The sequence below is a fragment of the Pseudomonas sp. NFR09 genome, assembly GCF_900111535.1.
In the GTDB taxonomy this organism is placed as follows: Bacteria; Pseudomonadota; Gammaproteobacteria; order Pseudomonadales; family Pseudomonadaceae; genus Aquipseudomonas; species Aquipseudomonas extremorientalis.
In genome coordinates this window covers 183,027-201,306 of the sequence record NZ_FOIH01000012.1, presented here as the reverse complement: position 1 = coordinate 201,306, position 18,280 = coordinate 183,027, and the positions used below count along the sequence as shown (strand labels likewise).

At 62.3% G+C, this 18,280-nt stretch carries 14 protein-coding genes and 1 pseudogene; 5 read left to right on the top strand and 10 right to left on the bottom strand.

Translation table 11 applies throughout. From position 1 onward, the window contains the following. Positions 1 to 240: 240 nt before the first annotated feature. The 3 genes from BMX59_RS24905 to BMX59_RS24895 are packed head-to-tail and all read right to left on the bottom strand — an operon-like array spanning position 241 to position 4,009. Positions 241 to 1,542 (bottom strand): NAD(P)/FAD-dependent oxidoreductase, encoded by a 1,302-nt coding sequence (locus BMX59_RS24905; RefSeq protein ID WP_093126928.1) that lies wholly within the window; start codon positions 1,540 to 1,542, stop codon positions 241 to 243. After that, positions 1,539 to 2,627, bottom strand: a complete 1,089-nt coding sequence (locus BMX59_RS24900; protein ID WP_092245605.1) for a polyamine ABC transporter substrate-binding protein — start codon at positions 2,625 to 2,627, stop codon at positions 1,539 to 1,541. The genes BMX59_RS24905 and BMX59_RS24900 overlap by 4 nt, the downstream gene beginning before the upstream one ends. Before the next feature lie 23 nt (positions 2,628 to 2,650). Beyond that, complete coding sequence (locus BMX59_RS24895; RefSeq protein WP_092245609.1) at positions 2,651 to 4,009, bottom strand: glutamine synthetase family protein; 1,359 nt, start codon at positions 4,007 to 4,009, stop codon at positions 2,651 to 2,653. A 139-nt stretch (positions 4,010 to 4,148) separates the two neighbouring features. On the opposite strand from BMX59_RS24895, the gene BMX59_RS24890 reads away from it, so the two are divergent. Next, positions 4,149 to 5,036 (top strand): helix-turn-helix domain-containing protein, encoded by an 888-nt coding sequence (locus tag BMX59_RS24890; protein ID WP_093126920.1) that lies wholly within the window; start codon positions 4,149 to 4,151, stop codon positions 5,034 to 5,036. A gap of 116 nt (positions 5,037 to 5,152) precedes the next feature. On the opposite strand, the gene BMX59_RS24885 is transcribed toward BMX59_RS24890, so the two are convergent. Genes BMX59_RS24885 through BMX59_RS24875 form a run of 3 tightly spaced genes read right to left on the bottom strand, consistent with a single transcriptional unit; the run spans position 5,153 to position 8,276 of the window. Then, on the bottom strand, positions 5,153 to 6,256 hold the full coding sequence (locus BMX59_RS24885; RefSeq protein WP_093126916.1) for an acetoin dehydrogenase dihydrolipoyllysine-residue acetyltransferase subunit: 1,104 nt from the start codon (positions 6,254 to 6,256) through the stop codon (positions 5,153 to 5,155). After that, positions 6,253 to 7,272 carry an alpha-ketoacid dehydrogenase subunit beta gene (locus tag BMX59_RS24880; RefSeq protein ID WP_093126912.1) on the bottom strand — a complete coding sequence of 340 codons (1,020 nt, stop codon included), beginning with the start codon at positions 7,270 to 7,272 and terminating at the stop codon, positions 6,253 to 6,255. Before BMX59_RS24880 ends, BMX59_RS24885 begins: the two co-directional genes overlap by 4 nt. 23 nt (positions 7,273 to 7,295) lie before the next feature. Beyond that, entirely contained in the window at positions 7,296 to 8,276 is a 981-nt protein-coding gene (locus BMX59_RS24875; protein WP_071490081.1) for a thiamine pyrophosphate-dependent dehydrogenase E1 component subunit alpha, read from the bottom strand. A gap of 298 nt (positions 8,277 to 8,574) precedes the next feature. Between BMX59_RS24875 and BMX59_RS24870 the strand changes: the two genes are divergently transcribed. Further along, a complete protein-coding gene (locus BMX59_RS24870) occupies positions 8,575 to 10,437 on the top strand; it encodes a sigma-54-dependent Fis family transcriptional regulator (RefSeq protein ID WP_093126907.1) in 1,863 nt (620 codons plus the stop codon). Positions 10,438 to 10,505: 68 nt separating this feature from the next. Here the strand turns inward: BMX59_RS24870 and BMX59_RS24865 are convergent. Next, positions 10,506 to 11,278, bottom strand: a pseudogene (locus tag BMX59_RS24865) (acetoin reductase). Positions 11,279 to 11,462: 184 nt separating this feature from the next. Between BMX59_RS24865 and BMX59_RS24860 the strand changes: the two are divergent. Further along, complete coding sequence (locus BMX59_RS24860; protein ID WP_093126898.1) at positions 11,463 to 13,625, top strand: TonB-dependent siderophore receptor; 2,163 nt, start codon at positions 11,463 to 11,465, stop codon at positions 13,623 to 13,625. On the opposite strand, the gene BMX59_RS24855 is transcribed toward BMX59_RS24860, so the two are convergent. After that, complete coding sequence (locus BMX59_RS24855) at positions 13,615 to 14,745, bottom strand: MFS transporter (protein WP_093126893.1); 1,131 nt, start codon at positions 14,743 to 14,745, stop codon at positions 13,615 to 13,617. The genes BMX59_RS24860 and BMX59_RS24855 overlap by 11 nt on opposite strands. Positions 14,746 to 14,844: 99 nt before the next feature. Between BMX59_RS24855 and BMX59_RS24850 the strand changes: the two genes are divergently transcribed. Beyond that, complete coding sequence (locus tag BMX59_RS24850; protein WP_093126888.1) at positions 14,845 to 15,615, top strand: AraC family transcriptional regulator; 771 nt, start codon at positions 14,845 to 14,847, stop codon at positions 15,613 to 15,615. 4 nt (positions 15,616 to 15,619) lie between these two features. Here the strand turns inward: BMX59_RS24850 and BMX59_RS24845 are convergent, their stop codons facing one another. After that, positions 15,620 to 16,057, bottom strand: a complete 438-nt coding sequence (locus BMX59_RS24845; RefSeq protein WP_092245633.1) for a carboxymuconolactone decarboxylase family protein — start codon at positions 16,055 to 16,057, stop codon at positions 15,620 to 15,622. 691 nt (positions 16,058 to 16,748) lie between these two features. Next, a complete protein-coding gene (locus BMX59_RS24840; protein WP_071490112.1) occupies positions 16,749 to 17,657 on the bottom strand; it encodes a LysR family transcriptional regulator in 909 nt (302 codons plus the stop codon). A 204-nt stretch (positions 17,658 to 17,861) separates the two neighbouring features. On the opposite strand from BMX59_RS24840, the gene BMX59_RS24835 reads away from it, so the two are divergent. Beyond that, entirely contained in the window at positions 17,862 to 18,260 is a 399-nt protein-coding gene (locus BMX59_RS24835; RefSeq protein ID WP_093126882.1) for a helix-turn-helix domain-containing protein, read from the top strand. Positions 18,261 to 18,280: the final 20 nt, after the last annotated feature.

Below are 18,280 nucleotides of genomic sequence, written 5' to 3'. Positions count from 1 at the left end.
CTTTGGAGTCAGCGTGGTTACGGGTGTGACTGCAGCACCACTCTATAGCCCGGAAAAAAATAGATTTTTTTTGAATAATAGGTACGTCCATAAGGGCGCTATCAGAGACAGTGATGTAATAGCTGAAAATCTGACGGCACTGCCGCGATTTCTGGGTTCTTTTACTAAATTGCCAGGGAACTCGCTATACACTAACAAACAACATCCATAAGTCCGGCGAATCCAATGAAAAATGCCCCCTCAATTCCAGGAGAACTGCTCCCGCAACCGAAACCACATCATCCCCAACGCCAACAACGGTGAGCGCAATGCCTTCCCCCCCGGAAAGGTCATATGCGGCACTTGGCTGAAAATATCCAGGCCCGTGCTGTGTCCGCCATGAATACCTTCGGCCAGCAGCCTCGCACACCAGTGCGTCACGTTCAACCCATGCCCGGAATAGCCCTGGGCATAAAACACATTAGGGTACTGCTTCAACCGCCCCACCTGCGGAAAGCGGTTGGCGGTAATACCGATCTTGCCGCCCCACTGAAACTCAATGGTGGTCTGGGCCAGTTGCGGGAACACCTTGAGCATTCTCGGCTGCATATAAGCGGCGATGTCCACCGGATCGCGGCCGGAGTAATGACAGGCGCCGCCGAATAACAGGCGGCGGTCAGCGGACAATCGGTAGTAATCCAGGCCGACTTTCTGGTCGCACAGCGCCAGGTTCTGCGGGATCAACTGGTTGGCCACATCTTCCGACAACGGCTCGGTGGCGATGATGTAGCTGCCCGCCGGGAGCACCTTGCCGCTCAGGCGCGGTTCCAGTTCCTCCAGATGGGCATTGCAGGCCAGCACCAGGTGGTCGGCGCGTACCGTGCCGCCTGAGCAGCGCACTTGCACCGTGTCGCCGTGGATCAGTTCAAGCACCTCAGTGTGCTCGAAGATCCGCACTCCAAGAGACTCGGCCAACTGCGCTTCACCCAGCACCAGATTCAACGGGTGAAGGTGCCCGGAGCCCATGTCCACCAGGCCGCCGGCATACACCGACGAGCCCACCACTTGCTGCATATCCTGCGGACCCACCAGGCGGGTTTCGTGGGCATACCCGAGCGCTGCCAGGTGCGCCTGCTCGCCCTTGAACGCGGCGAACTGCGCGGGCGTGTTCGCCAATTCACAAAAGCCCCAGCGCAGGTCGCAGTCAATGCCGTGTTCGCGAATGCGCTCACCCACCAGCGCCACCGACTCGATACCGGCACGCTCCAGGTAACGCACGCCCTCCTCGCCCACGTACTTGGCAAACCCCGACACGTCATGGCCGATGCCGCGAATCAGTTGCCCGCCGTTGCGCCCGCTGGCGCCCCAGCCGATGCGCCGGGCTTCCAGCAGGATCACCGAGAGCCCGCGTTGCGCCAGCTCGATGGCGGTGTTGACGCCGGTGAAGCCGCCGCCGATCACGCACACATCGGCGGTCAGGTCGCCGCCCAGTGCGGGGCGCTCGGGCATGGCGTTGGCCGTAGCCCGGTAGTAAGACCGGGCGTGGTCGGTTGACTGCATCATTTGTTGGTCTTCACTTTGCTCCAGGCGCGGGTCATCAGGCGCATGGTCGCCGGGGTCGGCGTGGTCGAAATGTAGAGTTTGTCGAGCACCGCCTGCGGCGGGTACACCTCGGGGTTGTTCACCAGTTCCGGGGCCATGAACGCCTTGGCCGCCGGGTTGGCGTTGGCATAGCCCACCGAGGCGCTGACCTTGGCGATCACCTCAGGATCGAGCAGGTAATTGATAAACGCATGAGCTTCCTTGGGGTTGCTCGCATCGGCGGGAATCGCCAGCAGGTCGAACCACAGGTTGGAACCTTCCTTGGGAATCGAATAGGCGATGTTCACGCCGTTCTTGGCCTCCCTGGCGCGGTTGGCGGCCTGGAACACGTCGCCGGAATACCCGAACGCCACGCAGATATCACCGTTGGCCAGGTCCGAGATGTACTTGGAGGAATGGAAGTAGGTGATGTACGGCCGCAGCGTCAGCAGCTTGGCCTCGGCCTGCTTGTAGTCCTGCGGGTTCTCGCTGCGCGGGTCCTTGCCCATGTAGTTGAGGATCGCCGGGAACAGCTCATCTGCCGAATCGAGGAAGGCCACGCCGCACTGGTTGAGCTTCTTGATGTTCTCCGGTTCGAACAGCACCGCCCATGAATCGATGTGGTCGATGCCCAGCACCTGCTTGACCTTGTCGACGTTGTAGCCGATGCCATTGGTGCCCCACAGGTACGGCACCGAATGCGCGTTACCCGGATCGTTTTTCTCCAGCAGCGCGAGCAGCTTGGGGTCGAGGTTCCTGAAGTTGGGCAATTGCGCACGATCCAACGTGAGGAACGCGCCGGCCTTGACCTGGCGCGCCAGGAAGTGATTCGACGGCACCACCACGTCATAACCGGTGCGGCCGGCGAGCAACTTGCCTTCCAGGGTTTCGTTGGAGTCGAACACATCGTAGATCGGCTTGATCCCGGTCTTGGCCTGGAAGTCGGCCAGGGTGGTCTCGCCGATATAGTCGGTCCAGTTATAAATACTGACTGTCGGCGCCGCCTGGCCGCCAGCGCTGAACGCGGCCATCAGGGCCAGCGGGAGAAGCTGTTTCACTAGACGCATATCGACACCCCTTTATTGGTTTTTTAGACGCTCAACAGCAGGAACTCACGCTCCCAGGAACTGATCACCCGCTTGAAATTCTCGTGCTCGGCGCGTTTGACCGCGACGTAGCCGCGCACGAATTTATCGCCCAGGTACTGCTTGACCGTGTCGCAGTCCTCCATGCGTGCCAGCGCATCCTCGAGGGTGAACGGCAGGCGCAGGTTACGACGCTCGTAGGCGCGGCCTTCCACCGCTGCGCTCGGTTCGATCTGCTCGACCATGCCCAGGTAGCCACACAGCAGACTAGCCGCAATCGCCAGATACGGATTGGCATCGGCGCCGGGCAGGCGGTTTTCCACGCGCATGGCGTCCGCGCTGGAAGTAGGCACGCGCAGGCCGACGGTGCGGTTTTCTTCGCCCCACTCGACATTGACCGGCGCCGAAGTGTCCGGCAGGAAGCGGCGGAACGAGTTCACGTTGGGCGCGAACATCGGCAGCAGCTTGGGGATGTACTTCTGCAGGCCCCCGATGTGATGCAGGAACAACGGGCTCTTGTTGCCTTCGGCGTCGACGAACACCGGTTTGCCGGTGGCTATGTCGACCACACTCTGGTGCAGGTGCATGGCGCTGCCCGGCTCGTCGGCCACCGGTTTGGCCATGAAGGTCGCAGCCACGTTGTGCTTGAGCGCGGCCTCGCGCAGGGTGCGCTTGAACACGGTGATCTGGTCGGCCAGGTCGAGGGCGTCGCCATGGCGGAAGTTGATTTCCATCTGCGCCGGGCCGTCCTCGTGGATCAACGTATCGAGGTCCAGGCCCTGGGCTTCGCACCAGTCGTAGACGTCTTCGAACAACGGGTCGAATTCGTTGGCGGCGTCGATGGAAAACGACTGGCGGCCTGTCTCCGCGCGGCCGGAGCGGCCAATGGGGGTTTTCAGCGGCAGGTCCGGGTCTTCGCAGCGCTGGGTCAGGTAGAACTCCATTTCCGGCGCGACAATCGGCTGCCAGCCTTTGTCGGTGTAGAGCTGCAGGACTTTCTTCAGCACATTGCGTGGCGACAGCTCGATGGGGTTGCCCTGTTTGTCGAAGGTGTCGTGGATCACGATCGCGGTGGGCTCGATGGCCCATGGCACCACATAAGTGGCGTGGGCCACCGGGCGACAGACCATGTCGATGTCGGCGGGGTCGAGCAGGTCGTAGTAGATCTCGTCGTCGACAAAGTCCCCGGTTACCGTTTGCAGCAGCACACTTTCCGGCAGGCGCATGCCTCGCTCATGCAGGAACTTATTGGTGGGCGCAATCTTGCCGCGGGCGATGCCAGTCAAATCACTGATCACGCATTCGACTTCGGTAATCTTGTGTTCTTTCAGCCAGGCGGACAGCTGATCGAAGGGGGCGTTCATAAGGACCTCGTCATGGGTTGGGTGCATGCACCGGCTTGTACTCCTGGCGCATTGAGGTCTATCTTGAGGCCGCCGCACCCCGGCATCTATCCACTTTGCACGCACCACAACGCACCAATAGAGTGCGCCCAGGCTTCCCATGACACAGGCAACCGCTTTGCGCGTACAGGCCTTCACCACCGGTGATGTGGCCGCTCAATGCAGTGCGACACCCGGCTGGGTGCAGCAGTACCAACAGATGTCCCCGGGGCATTTTGCCGGGCGCATCCGCTACCTCGACCTGCAAGGCGTGGAGGTGTACGAAGAGAGCATGAACACCCGCGTCGAACAGCATTTCAATGCGCCCGCCGGCTCCCTGGCGTTCTGTTTCGACGGCAGCGACAACGCGCTGTACCTGCTCAATGGCGAAAGCCGCAACACCTGGATCACCCCGGAAAACTACCGTGAAGTAGCGGTGGTGTTCGGCCCGCAGTTCGTGCAGCGCCATGGGTTGGAGGTGGCGACGCTGGAAGGTTTGTTCATGGCGCCGCTGACCGGCCAGCAGAACGCGTTGTTCGCCCGTTGGCTCAGTGGCACGCTGACACGCTTGTCCACGGTCAGCGACCCCGCCGCGCTTATCCAGCAATTGCTCGACGATTGCCTGTTCATCCTCGACAACGCCTGCGTGTGCCTGGACCGCAGCTCCTTGCAGCGCCGCAACGAAGAACGCCGGCTGATGGCGCGCATCGGCGAATGGGCAGCAGACGCGCCGGACGAAACGGTCAACCTGCTGGAACTGGCGCAGATTGCCGGCGTGCCGTTGCGCCAATTGCAGCAAGGGTTCAAGACCTACACCGGGATGAGCCCGGCACAGTGGTTACGCTTGCGCAGGTTGAATGGGGCGCGGCGTGAGCTGCTCAACTCAACCGGGACCACCGTGGCCGAGGTGGCGATGAATTGGTCGTTCTGGCATTTGGGGCGGTTTTCCAATAGCTACCGGGCGTTGTTCAAAGAACTGCCGAGCGAGACCCTGAAGCGTTCCGTTTGAAATCCAATCCAAATGGTGGGAGGGGGCTTGCCCCCGATTGCAGTGTGTCAGTCGCCACAAAGATTGACTGAACCACCGCTATCGGGGGCAAGCCCCCTCCCACAGTTGATTGCATTTCAAGGTTGGGATTTGAGGAAGGCGGCCATCAGTTGGTTGACCCGCTCCGCCGCCTCCAACTGCACCATATGCCCCTGCCTCGGCAGAATCTCCACCTGGGCATCCAACCCCTCGGTATGCCGGGCCGGGATGATCGCATCGTCACTGCCCCAGATCACCAGGCTCGGCTGCCGGCCCACGCGATGACGTAAGTCCAGCTTCTGTCGTCCGCCCTCGAACAACGCGGTATTGAGCTGCTGCAGCGCCTTGTCCACCCCTTCCAGGCGCTTGAACTTGAGCATGTCCTCCAGCATCTGCCGCGTCACCAGCGTGGGGTCGCTGAACAGTTGGGTCAGTGGCGGCTTGAGCGCATTGCGGTTGCTGGCGTCGGCAAACCCTTGCAAGTAATCGCCGTTGATCTCCTGGCCGAGGCCGGCGCTGGCGATCAGAGTCAATGAGGCAACACGCGCGGGCGCCTGGTCGGCAACGGTCAGTGCGACCAGCCCGCCCATGGAATGCCCGGCCAGGTGTACGCGGTCGAGCCTGAGGTGATCGAGCAAGGCCAGCACCGCAAGGCTCAGCTCCTCGGCATCGCCGCTGCGCAGTTGCTTGCCCGACTCGCCATGCCCTGGCAGGTCCAGGGCAATTACCCGGCGTTCGGCGGCCAATACCGGTTGGTTGAACAGCCAGTTGTTCAGATCCCCCCCGAATCCGTGAATCAGTACCAACGGCGTGCCACCCTCGCCCAGCTCGAGATAGCGCAACAGACGCCCGCCTATCTCGACTTTCTGCGCACTCGGTCCCGAAGCTTCGGTTTCGGCACTGCTGGAGACAAACCCGGCATTGAAGCTGTCGATCACCGCATCGACTTCCTCTTCGGTGGCTTCGCCCTCCACCACAATCCCCAGCAACGCACCCACCGGCAGGGTTTCGTCGCTCAGTGCCAACACACGGCGCAGGACGCCACTGAACGGCGCCTCGACACTGCTGGAGAGCTTATCGGTCTCCACGTCCAGCACTTCTTCGCCCTTCTCCACCCGGTCGCCGGGTTGCTTGAGCCAGACATCGATGCGCCCCTCGGTCATCGACAGCCCCCACTTGGGCATGGTCAAGGTATGGATCATGCGGCGTTCCTCTTGTCGGCGATCTTCAGCACCGCGGCTTCGATCTTCGCGGCGTTGGGGATGTACAGGTCTTCCAGCGCATCGGAGAACGGCACCGGCGTGTGCGGCGCGGTGACCATTTCGATTGGCGCGCGCAGGAAAGAAAAACCCTGCTGGGCGACCAATGCACTGATATCGGTGGCAATCGAGCAGCGCGGGTTGGACTCGTCGATCACCACCAGGCGCCCGGTCTTTTCCACGCTTTCGAGGATGCTGTCTGCATCCAACGGACTGGTGGTGCGCAGGTCCAGCACCTCGCAATCGATGCCTTGTCGCGCCAGGCTGGTCGCGGCTTCCAGGGCGATGTGCACCATTCGCCCGTAGGTCACCAGGGTCACATCCTTGCCCTCGCGGACAAAATTGGCTTCACCGAAAGGCACGGTGTACAGCTCTTCGGGCACTTCGCCCTGCAGGCTGTAGAGCATCTTGTGCTCGAGGAAGATCACCGGGTCATTGTCGCGGATCGCCTGGATCAACATGCCCTTGGCGTCATAGGGCGTGGCCGGGCACACCACCTTGAGGCCGGGAATGTGGGTCCACATCGAGGTGAGCATCTGCGAATGCTGGGCGGCCGCCCGCAGCCCGGCGCCGTACATGGCGCGCACTACCAGCGGCGTGGTGGTCTTGCCGCCGAACATGTAGCGGAACTTGGCGGCCTGGTTGAGCAACTGGTCGAGGCAGCAGCCGATAAAGTCGACGAACATCAGTTCGCACACCGGGCGCATGCCACGGGTGGCGGCGCCGACGGCCATGCCCACGTAGCCGACTTCGGACAGCGGCGCATCGAGCACGCGCTCGGGAAACTCCGGGTACAGGCCCTTGGTCACGCCAAGCACACCGCCCCAGGCGTCCTGCTCGCCAGGGGAACCGGTGCCGCCGGACACGTCCTGGCCGATGATGAACACGCTCTGGTCGCGGCGCATTTCCTGGGCCAGGGCTTCGTTGATTGCCTGCTGGTAGCTGATTTTGCGAGCCATGAAATTCTCTCCACGAATTGTTGTTATGAGTGGTAGGCGACGTAGACATCGCTGAGCAGGTCGGCGGCCTGGGGCTTGGGATCCGACTTGGCCAGGCGCACGGCGTCGTCGATGAGCTGGGCGACCTCGCCATCGATGCGCTCGAATTGCGCCGCGTCCAGCCAGCCTTCAGCGCTGCAACGCTGGCGGAACAGCGCCAGGCAATCGGCGTGTTCCCGCAGGTTTTTCACTTCATCGGGGCCGCGATAGGTTTGTGCATCGCCTTCGAAATGGCCGTAGAAGCGGCTCAATTTCACTTCGACCAAGGTTGGCCCGTCGCCCTTGCGCGCGCGTTCCACGGCAACACCAAGCGCTGCGTGCACGGCGAAGAAATCATTGCCATCGACGATCACCCCCGGCATGCCAAACCCCACGGCACGCTCGGCGATGTCCTTGCACGCTACCGACCAACCGGATCCGGTGGCCTCGGCATAGCCGTTGTTTTCCGCAACGAACAGGCACGGCAGTTTCATGATCGAGGCCAGGTTCATCGCTTCGAACACCGCACCTTCGTTGGAGCCACCGTCGCCAAAGAACGCCACGGCCACGCCCTGGCTGCCCTTGAGCCTGGAGGCCAGCGCCGCACCGGCCGCCAACGGTGCACCCGCGCCGACAATGCCGTTGGCGCCGAGCATGCCCTTCTCCTGGTCGGCGATGTGCATGGAGCCGCCTTTACCGCCACACACACCGGTTTTCTTGCCGTAGATCTCGGCCATCATGCCGAACACATCCACGCCCTTGGCGATGCAATGGCCGTGGCCACGGTGGTTGGAGGCGATGCAATCTTCATCGTTGAGGTGAGCCATGACTCCGGCGGCACTGGCTTCCTGGCCGGCGTAGAGGTGAACGAAACCGGGGATCTCGCCGGTGGCGAATTCCACGTGCAGGCGTTCTTCGAAATCACGGATGGTGCGCATCACGGTGTAGGCATGCAGCAGTTGATCGGTGGACAGGTGAGTGGACATCTTGTTGTTCTCCAGGTTGTCTCGGCACACAGAAGGCTGATCATGGTCAGCTGCAGGGCCTTCAGCACAGCCTGTGCCAAGGCCGTAAAAAACCTGGCATAACCTTGATCCAGAGCGGTTGTCGCAACCGGGCCTGGATCGCAGAATGAGACGCGGCTTTGCGACTCGAAGGCGGCGTCTCAGCCGGTTTGAGACGCTGCGTCTCAGCCCGGGCTGTTGGTCAGGCCGCGCTTGTCGCGCCCGACACATGCGCGCTTAATGGCGGGCATAACAACAAAGACCGAGAACCGGAGGCCTTATGCTCGCCGCGAACTCCAGGGAGCACGTCGACTGCGTCAGTCGCGTGGTCCGCAATGCCGACCGCCTGCCCCAGGCGCCGGTGCCGTCGCTGATCTTTGATTCGTGGCGGCGCTCCATGGAGCAACACCACCTGGACCCCGGCTCCCTGCAGGGGCCACGCATCCTCAGCGAACCCTTGCTCAAGGAATGCCGCGAACGCGCCGAACTGTTCATGCGCATTGCCGGCGAAGCCGTCGGGCAACTGCATCACCGTGTGCGCCAGGCCGACTACTGCGTGATGCTCACCGATGCCCAGGGCCAGACCATCGACCACCGCGTGGACGCCTCGATCCGCAGCGATTGCCGCAAGGCCGGCCTGTACCTCGGCACCTGCTGGTCGGAAGCCGAAGAAGGCACCTGCGGCGTGGCCACCGTGCTCACCAGTCAATCGGCGGTGACAGTGCACAAACGCGACCACTTCCGCGCCGCCTTCATCGGCCTGACCTGCTCCGCCGCGCCGATCTTCGATCCCCAGGGCAACCTGCTGGGAGTGATGGACGCCTCGGCGCTCAAATCGCCGGATGACCGCCGCAGCCAGCACCTGATACGCCAGTTGGTGGCGCACAGTGCCGAGGCCATCGAGAACGCCTTCTTCATGCACAGCGCCCAGCAGCACTGGGTGCTGCAAGCCCACAGCACGCCGGGTTATGTGGACAGCCAGCCTGACCTGCTGCTGGCCTGGGACCAGGACGGCCGCCTGCAGGCCTTGAACAGCAAGGCGCGCCAGGCCTTGCGCCGGCGCTTTGGCCAGGTGCCGGCGCACATCGGCGAGGTGTTCGACCTGAACGCCTTGCGCACCGTCACCGACCAGTCCACCCAGCAACTGCATTGGCTGGGAGAACCGGGTACGCTACACGTGCGGGTCAACGCGCCCCGACGCAAACAGGCGCGTGCGCCGCTGGTGCCCTTGGTGGATGCCCGTGTCGAAGAACACCTGCGCCTGGCCGTGCGGGTCAAGGACCGCAACCTGCCGGTACTGGTGCAAGGCGAAACCGGCGCCGGCAAGGAAGTCTTCGCCCGCCAACTGCACGAGCGCAGCGCCCGGCGCGGTGAGCCGTTCGTGGCGGTGAACTGCGCGGCGATTCCGGAAAACCTGATTGAGAGCGAGCTGTTCGGCTATGTGGCCGGCGCCTTTACCGGCGCCGCCAGCAAAGGCATGCCCGGGCTGCTGGTGCAGGCCGATGGCGGCACCTTGTTCCTCGATGAAATCGGCGACATGCCTCTGGCCCTGCAGACGCGCCTGCTGAGGGTGATGGCCGAAGGTGAAGTGGCACCGTTGGGCGCGGCGAAAACCCGCACCGTCGATATCCAGGTGATTTGCGCCAGTCACCGCGATTTGTCGGTGTTGGTCAATGAGGGCCGCTTTCGCGAGGACCTGTACTTTCGCCTCGGCTGCGCGCGCTTCTGCCTGCCGCCGCTGCGCGAGCGCACCGACAAACTGGCGCTGATCAACCGTTTGCTGGAACAGGAAGCGCGCAACAGCGGTATCACGGTGGGTATCGGCCAGGCGGCATTGGAGTTGCTGTTGGGGTACGCGTGGCCGGGCAATGTGCGGCAACTGCGACATGTGCTGGCGTATGCCTGTGCGGTGTGTGAGGGCGGGACGGTGCAGGTGGCGGATTTGCCGGTGGAAGTGCGTGGGGAGCGGGTGCGGGAGATGGTTGAAGCGAGCGTGAGCCCCGAGCGCCAGGTGGTGCTGGATGCGCTGATTCGCCATCGCTGGAAGCCGTTACCGACCGCGCAGGCGCTGGGAATCTCAAGGGCGACCCTGTACCGCCGCGTCAACCAACTGGGCATCGACATGCCGAACAAAACCCGCTGATACAACGGGGTCAACACTGTGGGAGGGGGCTTGCCCCCTCCCACATTGGACTGGGTACATCTGAGATGTCAGCGGTAGACAAGGCCACCGTCGATCAGCGGCGATTGCCCGGTCATGTAGTCCGCATCCGGCCCGGCCAGGTACGCGACCAGCCCTGCCACATCCTCCGGCGTCTGCGCCCGGCCCAAGGCGATGCCATCCACATACTTCTTGTAGGTCGCACCGACTTCGGCGCCGGTGATCTCGGCCATGCGCTTGTCGATCTCGACCCACATATCGGTGCCCACCACGCCCGGACAGTAGGCGTTTACGGTAATCCCGGCGCTCGCCAACTCCTTGGCCGCCGCCTGGGTCAAGGCACGTACGGCAAACTTGGTGGCCGAGTACACCCCCAGCAGCGCAAAACCTTCATGGCCGGCGATGGAGCAGGCGTTGATGATCTTGCCCTTCTGCTTGAGCGCCTTGAATTTCTTGCCGGCGGCCTGGATGCCCCACAACACGCCCTGCACGTTGATGCCCAGGGTGCGCTCGACCTGTTCCGGGCTGACGTCCAACAGCGAATCGATCTGCGCCACACCGGCATTGTTGACGATGATGTGGAAGCCACCCAGGGTCAGGTGCGCATGCTCCACCGCCGCCACCACCTGTTCGCGCTTGGACACGTCAGCGACGAACACAGAGGCCTTGCGGCCCAGCGCGACGACTTCGGCGGCCACGGCTTCGAGCTTGGCGCCATTGATGTCCACCAGGGCGATATCGGCACCGTCCTGTGCCAGGCGATGGCCCGGCCAATGCCCTGCCCGGCGCCGGTCACCAGCGCGACTTTTCCAGCAATACTCATGGCGTTCTCCTGCAATTGATGAGGGAAGCCTTGTCTATCGCAGGTGCGCTGCGGGCTGTCGAGGTGCACATGGATTGGCATGCGGCCTGAGACGGGATGTCTCAAGGTGCGAATCATTCTTGTAAAAGTGCGCACTTATGCCTAGCTTATGCGCCCCCCGCCCGCGCTTTAAGGCCCTGCCCCCATGGTTTTGCGTTTTCGTCCCGTCGTCACCTCACGTTTCGCCCTCGGTCTGCTGCTCAGCGGCGGCATCGGTCACAGCCTGGCGGCAGACCTTGAACTGCCGGCGGTAAAGGTCCAGGGCCAGGATGCATCCAGCTACCGCAGCGACACCGCCTCGGTGAGCGGCGTCGACGAAGCGCCACTGCTCGACACCCCGGCCTCGATCACGGTGATCAACGCCGCACTGATCAAGGACCAGCAAGCACGCCTGCTCAGTGAAGTACTGCGCAACGACGCCTCGGTGGGCGACAGCTATGCGCCCATCGGCTACTACGAGAACTTCGTGGTGCGCGGCTTTTCGCTGAATGCGGCGAGCAGCTACAAAATCAATGGACGCACCATCACCGGCGAGCAGAACGTTGCCCTGGAGAACAAGCAGCAGGTCGAAGTGCTCAAGGGCCTGGCCGGCCTGCAGAGCGGGATTTCCGAGCCCAGCGGCGTGATCAACTACGTGACCAAGCGCCCGGAAGACGTGCGCTCGGTGACCGTCTCCACCGATGATCGCGGCAGCGGCTATGTCGCCACCGACGTCGGTGGCTGGTTCGGCAGCGAGCAACAATTCGGCCTGCGCGCCAACGTCGCCCACGAAGACCTCAACTCCTACGTGGAACACGCCAATGGCCAGCGCGATTTTGTGTCCCTGGCCTTTGACTGGAACATCAGCCCCGATGCCGTATTGCAACTGGACGCCGAGTACCAGGACAAGCAACAACGCTCGGTGCCGGGCTACCAATTGCTGGGCGGCACCGAGGTGCCACACGGGGCCTCACCGAAGAAACTGCTGGGGCACCAGAGCGGGTCCAGGCAGGTGGGCATTGATTCGCTGAATCTCAACGGCAAGTTTGAATACCGCTTCAATGATCAGTGGAAAGGCAGCGTGAGCGCGGCGCGCAGCAAGGTGGTGATCGATGACTACAGTTCGTTTGCGTGGGGCTGCTATGGCTCGACCAGTTGCACGTCGAGCGTGCCGAACTACTTCAGCCCCGAAGGCAACTATGATGTCTACGACTACCGCAGCCCTGACGACACCCGCCGTGACGATGAAATCCAGGCGGCCATGACAGGGCTGTTCGACACCGCCGGCCTGGGCCATGAACTGACCTTCGGCACCAGTGCGTTCCGCCGGGTGATCGACAAGCGCAAATCCGTCAATGAATACATCGGCACCACCAGCATCGACGTGGACGCCCCGACGTTTACCCCGACCGAAAAGCCACTGAACGACAGCCACCGCAACCTCGACAGTCGCCAGTACGGCCTGTTCGTCACCGACCGCATCCGCTTCAACGAGCAATGGCAAACCATTCTGGGCGGTCGCGAAGTACGCCTGGATGAGAAGGCCTTCGACAGCGTCACCGGCAACCAGGCCAGGCACACCCAGCAATACGTGTTCTTGCCGCAGGCCTCGTTGATCTACAAACCTGTCGAGAACATCTCGCTCTATACCAGCTACAGCAAAGGCCTGTCCCTGGGCGGCACCGCGCCGTGGTTCGCCAACAACGCCGACGAAACCCTCGCCCCCACCACCTCACGCCAAATCGAAGCCGGGGTGAAATACGACTGGCGCCGAATCAGCTTTGCCGCCGCCGTGTTCCAGACCCGCCAGGCCTATCAGTACGCCAAGCCAGATGGCACGGGCAAATTCGACTACGTGCAGCAAGGCGAGCAAAAGAACACCGGGCTGGAATTGTCAGCCAACGGCTGGGCCACCGAACGCCTGCAGATCGCAACCAGCGTGGCGGCGATTCGTGCGCGAGTGACCGGCAGCGGCACAGCGGACTACGAAGGCCACCAGGCGATCAACGTGCCCAAGCTGCGCGCCAGTGTGTATGCCGATTATGCGTTGCCCTGGGTGAACGGCCTGGCGGTGCTGGGCGGTGTGCAATACAGCGCCAAGAAGTACGCCAACCGCAGCGGCAATGTGCAAGTGGGGGATTACGCGGTGGTGAATGTGGGCAGCCGCTACACCACCCAGGTGAGCGGCTATGACACGGTGTTCCGCCTGAGCGTCGACAACCTGTTCGACAAGCGCTACTGGCGCGACGCGGGCGAGTACATGGGCGATGACTACCTGTTCCAGGGCGCGCCATTGACGGCGCGCCTGAGTGCTTCGGTCAACTTCTGAAGACCCGCGCCGCCGCTAGCCACAATGCCGTCAGGCCGCAGGTCAACAGGCTCCAGCCAAGGTCCTGTGCCCAGGCGACCAGGGTAAGCCCGGCGCCAATCACCAGGTAATAGAGCAAGCCAAATATCGCGGCGGCGGTGCCCAGGCGGTCTTGATAAGCCACCAGCGCCGCCCCCAGCACGTTGGGAATCGCCATGCCGAATGCCAGCACCACCAGCAGCATCGACCATACGAATAGCCAACTGTGTTGCAGCATCAGGACTGACAGGCCGCCCAGCAGTGCCAGCACGGCGGCGGCCAACACCAACTGATCGCTATTGAGCCCACGCTTGAGTAAGCCGTTGTTCAGCCACGCCCCGAGTCCTGATCCAAGCGCCAGCAACACACCGCTGTAGCCGAATTCGGCAGCGGACAATCCCAGCCGCGCGAAGATAAACGGCCCCACGCTGTAGTAGCTGAACAGCGCAATATTGAACGCCGCCACCAGGCCGACGGAACGCCACACTCCGGCGTCCCTGAGCATCAGGCCCACGGTCTCGCCCAACGGCGAGTTCGCCAAGGAGGCGGGACGCGTCTCGGGTAATGCCCACAGGCACGCGGTCCACACTAGCCCTGCCATCAGCAACAGGCCTGTGAGCACGCCGCGATAGCCGAAGTACTGCACCAACGTCGCACCAGTGAACAGGCCAATTGCCGGGCTGGCAGCCAAGGCAATGCCCATTATGGAAAACACCTGGGCCAACTGTGCGCCCTGGAATCGGTCGCGCAACAGCGTCTGCGTCGCCACCGAACCGACTGCCGCGCCAAAGGCGGCGATGGCCTGGGCCAACAACAAGCCGTTGAACGTACTCACAGTCAAGGCCAGCAGCATGGCGGCGACATACAACCCCAGCCCGGCCAATATCACCGGGCGCCGGCCCCAGCGATCACACAAGCGGCCCCATATCACCACGCCGAATGCAAACGCCAGGAAGTACACCGACAGGGCCTGCCCGGCCCGTTCAGGCCCGACCGCGAAGGCTTGGCCAATATCACCCAGGGCCGGGCTATAGAGGGTTTGAGCCAACTGCGGGAACATCAGCAGTGCCACGGCCAGTACCAGCAAGTATTTAGATGACATGAACAGATCCTTCACGAGAAAAGAGCGTGAGGATTCTAAGCAGACTGGCTTGGGGTATTATCCAGACTTCGACAAATTACCCATCAAATCGGACAACCCATGGCCTGGCTCGCTGCCGACGCATCATTCGACCCGGACCAGTACCCGGCGCCCGTCATTGGCATCGCCGCCCTGCTCGGCGACCACGACTCCGGCCTGCACCAGCACCAGCGCGGTCAACTGCTGTTTACCCAGCAGGGCTGCACCCGCATTACCCTGGACAATCAACTGTGCCTGCTGCCGCCGACCCGTGCGGCGTGGATCCCTTGCGGCGTGCATCACCGTGCGGTGATGAGCAAGACCGTCGATTACCGCTCGCTGTATGTAAGCCCGGCCATTGCGGCCCGGTTGCCGGCACAGGTGCGAGTGATCGAAGTGAGCGGGTTGTTGCGGGCGGTGTTGGAACCGATGGCCACGGCCCCTTTCGAGACCCATTGGCAGACAGGCCGCTACGCGCATTTGCTGGCGTTGTGCCTGGAAGAAATTCAGGAGGCGGCCGAGCAACCGCTGCTCCTGCCCTTGCCAAGGGACAAACGTCTGGCGCCTTTGCTGGCCAATCTGGAGCGATTGCCGCCGACGCTGCAAGACCTGGAAAAGCAGATCGGCGCCAGCACCAAGACCATCGGCCGGATCTTCCTGCGAGAAACCGGCCTGGGGTATCAGCAATGGCGCCAGCAGTGGCGCTTGATGCGTGTCATCGAGTTGCTCGCCACTGGGCGCAGCCTCGGCTACTGCGCCTTTGAGCTGGGGTTTGCCAGCGACAGCGTGTTGATCGCCTTCTTCAAGGGCATGACCGGCACCACGCCGCGCGGTTATTTCAAATCAGGTTGAGACCTCATTTGGGCATCTTGCGAAAGCCAACGGCCAGGCGGTTCCAGCTGTTGATGGTGGTGATTGCCACGCTCAGGTCGACCTGCTCCTGGGCGCTGAATTCGGCGGCCAGTGCGTTGAAGTCTTCGTCGGGCGCGTGGGTGTGGCTGATCAGGGTAAGGCTTTCAGCCCAAGCCAATGCAGCGCGTTCACGCGGGGTGAAGAACGGCGTTTCGCGCCAGGCTGACACGGTGTACAGGCGACGTTCGGTCTCGCCGCCTTTGCGGGCGTCGGCGGTGTGCATGTCGAGGCAGAAGGCGCAGCCGTTGATCTGCGAGACGCGCAGGCGTATCAGTTCCAGCAGTGGCAGCTCGATGGAGAGTTTGCCCACGGCGGCTTCCAGGGCGAGCATGGCTTTCATGGCGTCTGGGGAAGCGGTGTAGAAATCGGTACGGGGTTGCATGGTGATGCTCCAGGGCAGTGGGGATTGATGGCTAGGTTAGTCATCGGGCCTTGGGGGAGGAATAGCCAATTCTGGGTAAGAATGGGTGACCAATTTTTGTGAGTACATATCCGTTATTTAGGTAACGGCCGCTTATGGTTCCGCCCTTAGAGCGGCTCACTTTGGAAAAGCCGGAATGCCGGCCCAGCCCAAAGTAAGCAAAGGGCTCTTGCCCCAACACTCGGCACCTCGCCTAGGCTCGGTGTGCCCGTAATCCGACAGTGATTTGGGGGGCCTAAGATCAAAATCAAAAGCAGATCAAAAGCCAGAGCCAGAGCAAACCACCCTTCAACTGATACATGAAGATCAAACTGTGGGAGGGGGCTTGCCCCCGATGGCGGTGTGTCAGCCAACTCATCAGTGACTGACCCACTGCCATCGGGGGCAAGCCCCCTCCCACACTTTGACCGAGTACCGGCCATACAATCCGGTCGGCTCCAAGGCCGCCGCGCTCTTGCTTTTGATCTGGGATCGCCCCGTCAAACACGCTGGCCGAACGCAGGCTTGAATCCGTGGCCCACGGATTCAAGCCGGAGAGAGGGCACACCTTGGGGCAAGAGCGTTTTGCTTACTTTTGCGCTCTTCAAAAGTGAGCCGCTGTAAGAGCGGAACCATAAAGTAGCCGTTACCGAAGCATCGGATATGTACTCAGTCAAACCACCCGAGCCATATGCTCCCCAATCCTGCCCCTCAACCACCGCTCCGCCGGGTCATTGTCATGCACCCCACTCCACACCATCGACAACTCCGCCGCATCGATCGCAAACGGCGGGTCCTGCGCCCGTAGCGACGTGCCCTCCGTCAACGCACACGCTGCATAATCCGGCACCGTCGCAATAATCTGCGTACCGGCAAGCAACGCCCGCAACCCGCTGAACTGCGGCACCGCCAGCACCACGCGGCGCGTACGACCAATGCGCGCCAGGTCCAGGTCGATGTTGCCGCTCAAATCCCCCGAAAACGACACCATCGCATGGGGCCGTTCGCAGTAGTCGTCGAGGGTCAACGGTTCAACACCATCATCCCCACGCAAGACTTTGCACGGAATATCCCGCAGTTTCTTGCGCTTGGCATTCGCCGGCAATTCCGTGGTGTAGCTCACCCCCACCGAAATCTCGCCGCTGGCCAGCAGCGACGACATCAACAGGTAATTGGCCCGACGCACCACCACGATGATCCCCGGTGCCTCTTCGCGCAGTTGGCTGAGCAACGGTGGGAACAGGCCAAATTCAGCGTCGTCCGAGAGGCCAATGCGAAACACTGCACAACTGGTGGAAGGGTCGAAATCCTTGGCACGGCTGACCGCGCCGGAAATGGTGTCCATGGCCGGTTGCAACTCCTTGAGTATCGCCACGGCGCGTGGCGTGGGTTCCATGCCCCGCCCGTTGCGCAGCAGCAACGGGTCGTCGAACAGATCGCGCAAGCGTCCCAGTGCCGCACTCACCGCCGGTTGGCCCATGAAGAGTTTTTCGGCGACCCGGGTCAGGTTCTTCTCGAACATCAACGCCTCGAAAATCACCAGCAGGTTCATGTCGACGCGGCGCAGGTCGTTGCGATTCATGGTGATATCCACACGGTTGGCAAGCTCACAGATAACCACGCCAGGCGTCGGCCACATTGCACGCCTGTGCTGTCTTTTCCTGGTGTGCACCTGGCGAAATTAACAACGATTAACTCGTCAGCCGGACGGTCCGGCAACAAGATTGGCCACGTCTACACTGCATCCATCCACCGGGAACGCTCCCATCGACTGCGGATATCTGTCATGGCCCGACTCGATCAATACCCCCCTCGCTTGTCCGCCACCGGGGGCCTGTGCCCCCGACGCGAGCGCATCGCCAAGCAACTGATCCTGGCCAACCTCGGCGAAAGCCTGGCCATTGCCGACATCGCCCAGGCCTGCGCCCTGTCGCGCAGCCATTTTTCCCGTGCCTTCAAGTGCACCACCGGGCTGTCGCCGCAGGAATGGATCCGCCAACAGCGCATCCAGCGGGCCAAGGAACTGATCGCCCAGTCATCCTTGAGCCTGACGCAAATCAGCCTGGAATGCGGCTTCTGCGACCAGGCGCACTTTTGTCATATGTTCACCCGTAGCGAAGGCGTCAACCCGATGACCTGGCGAAATCACCACTCTCGCCCTAAACCGCAAGTGATCGCGGCCTAGTGGTCCTGGCCTGCCTGGCC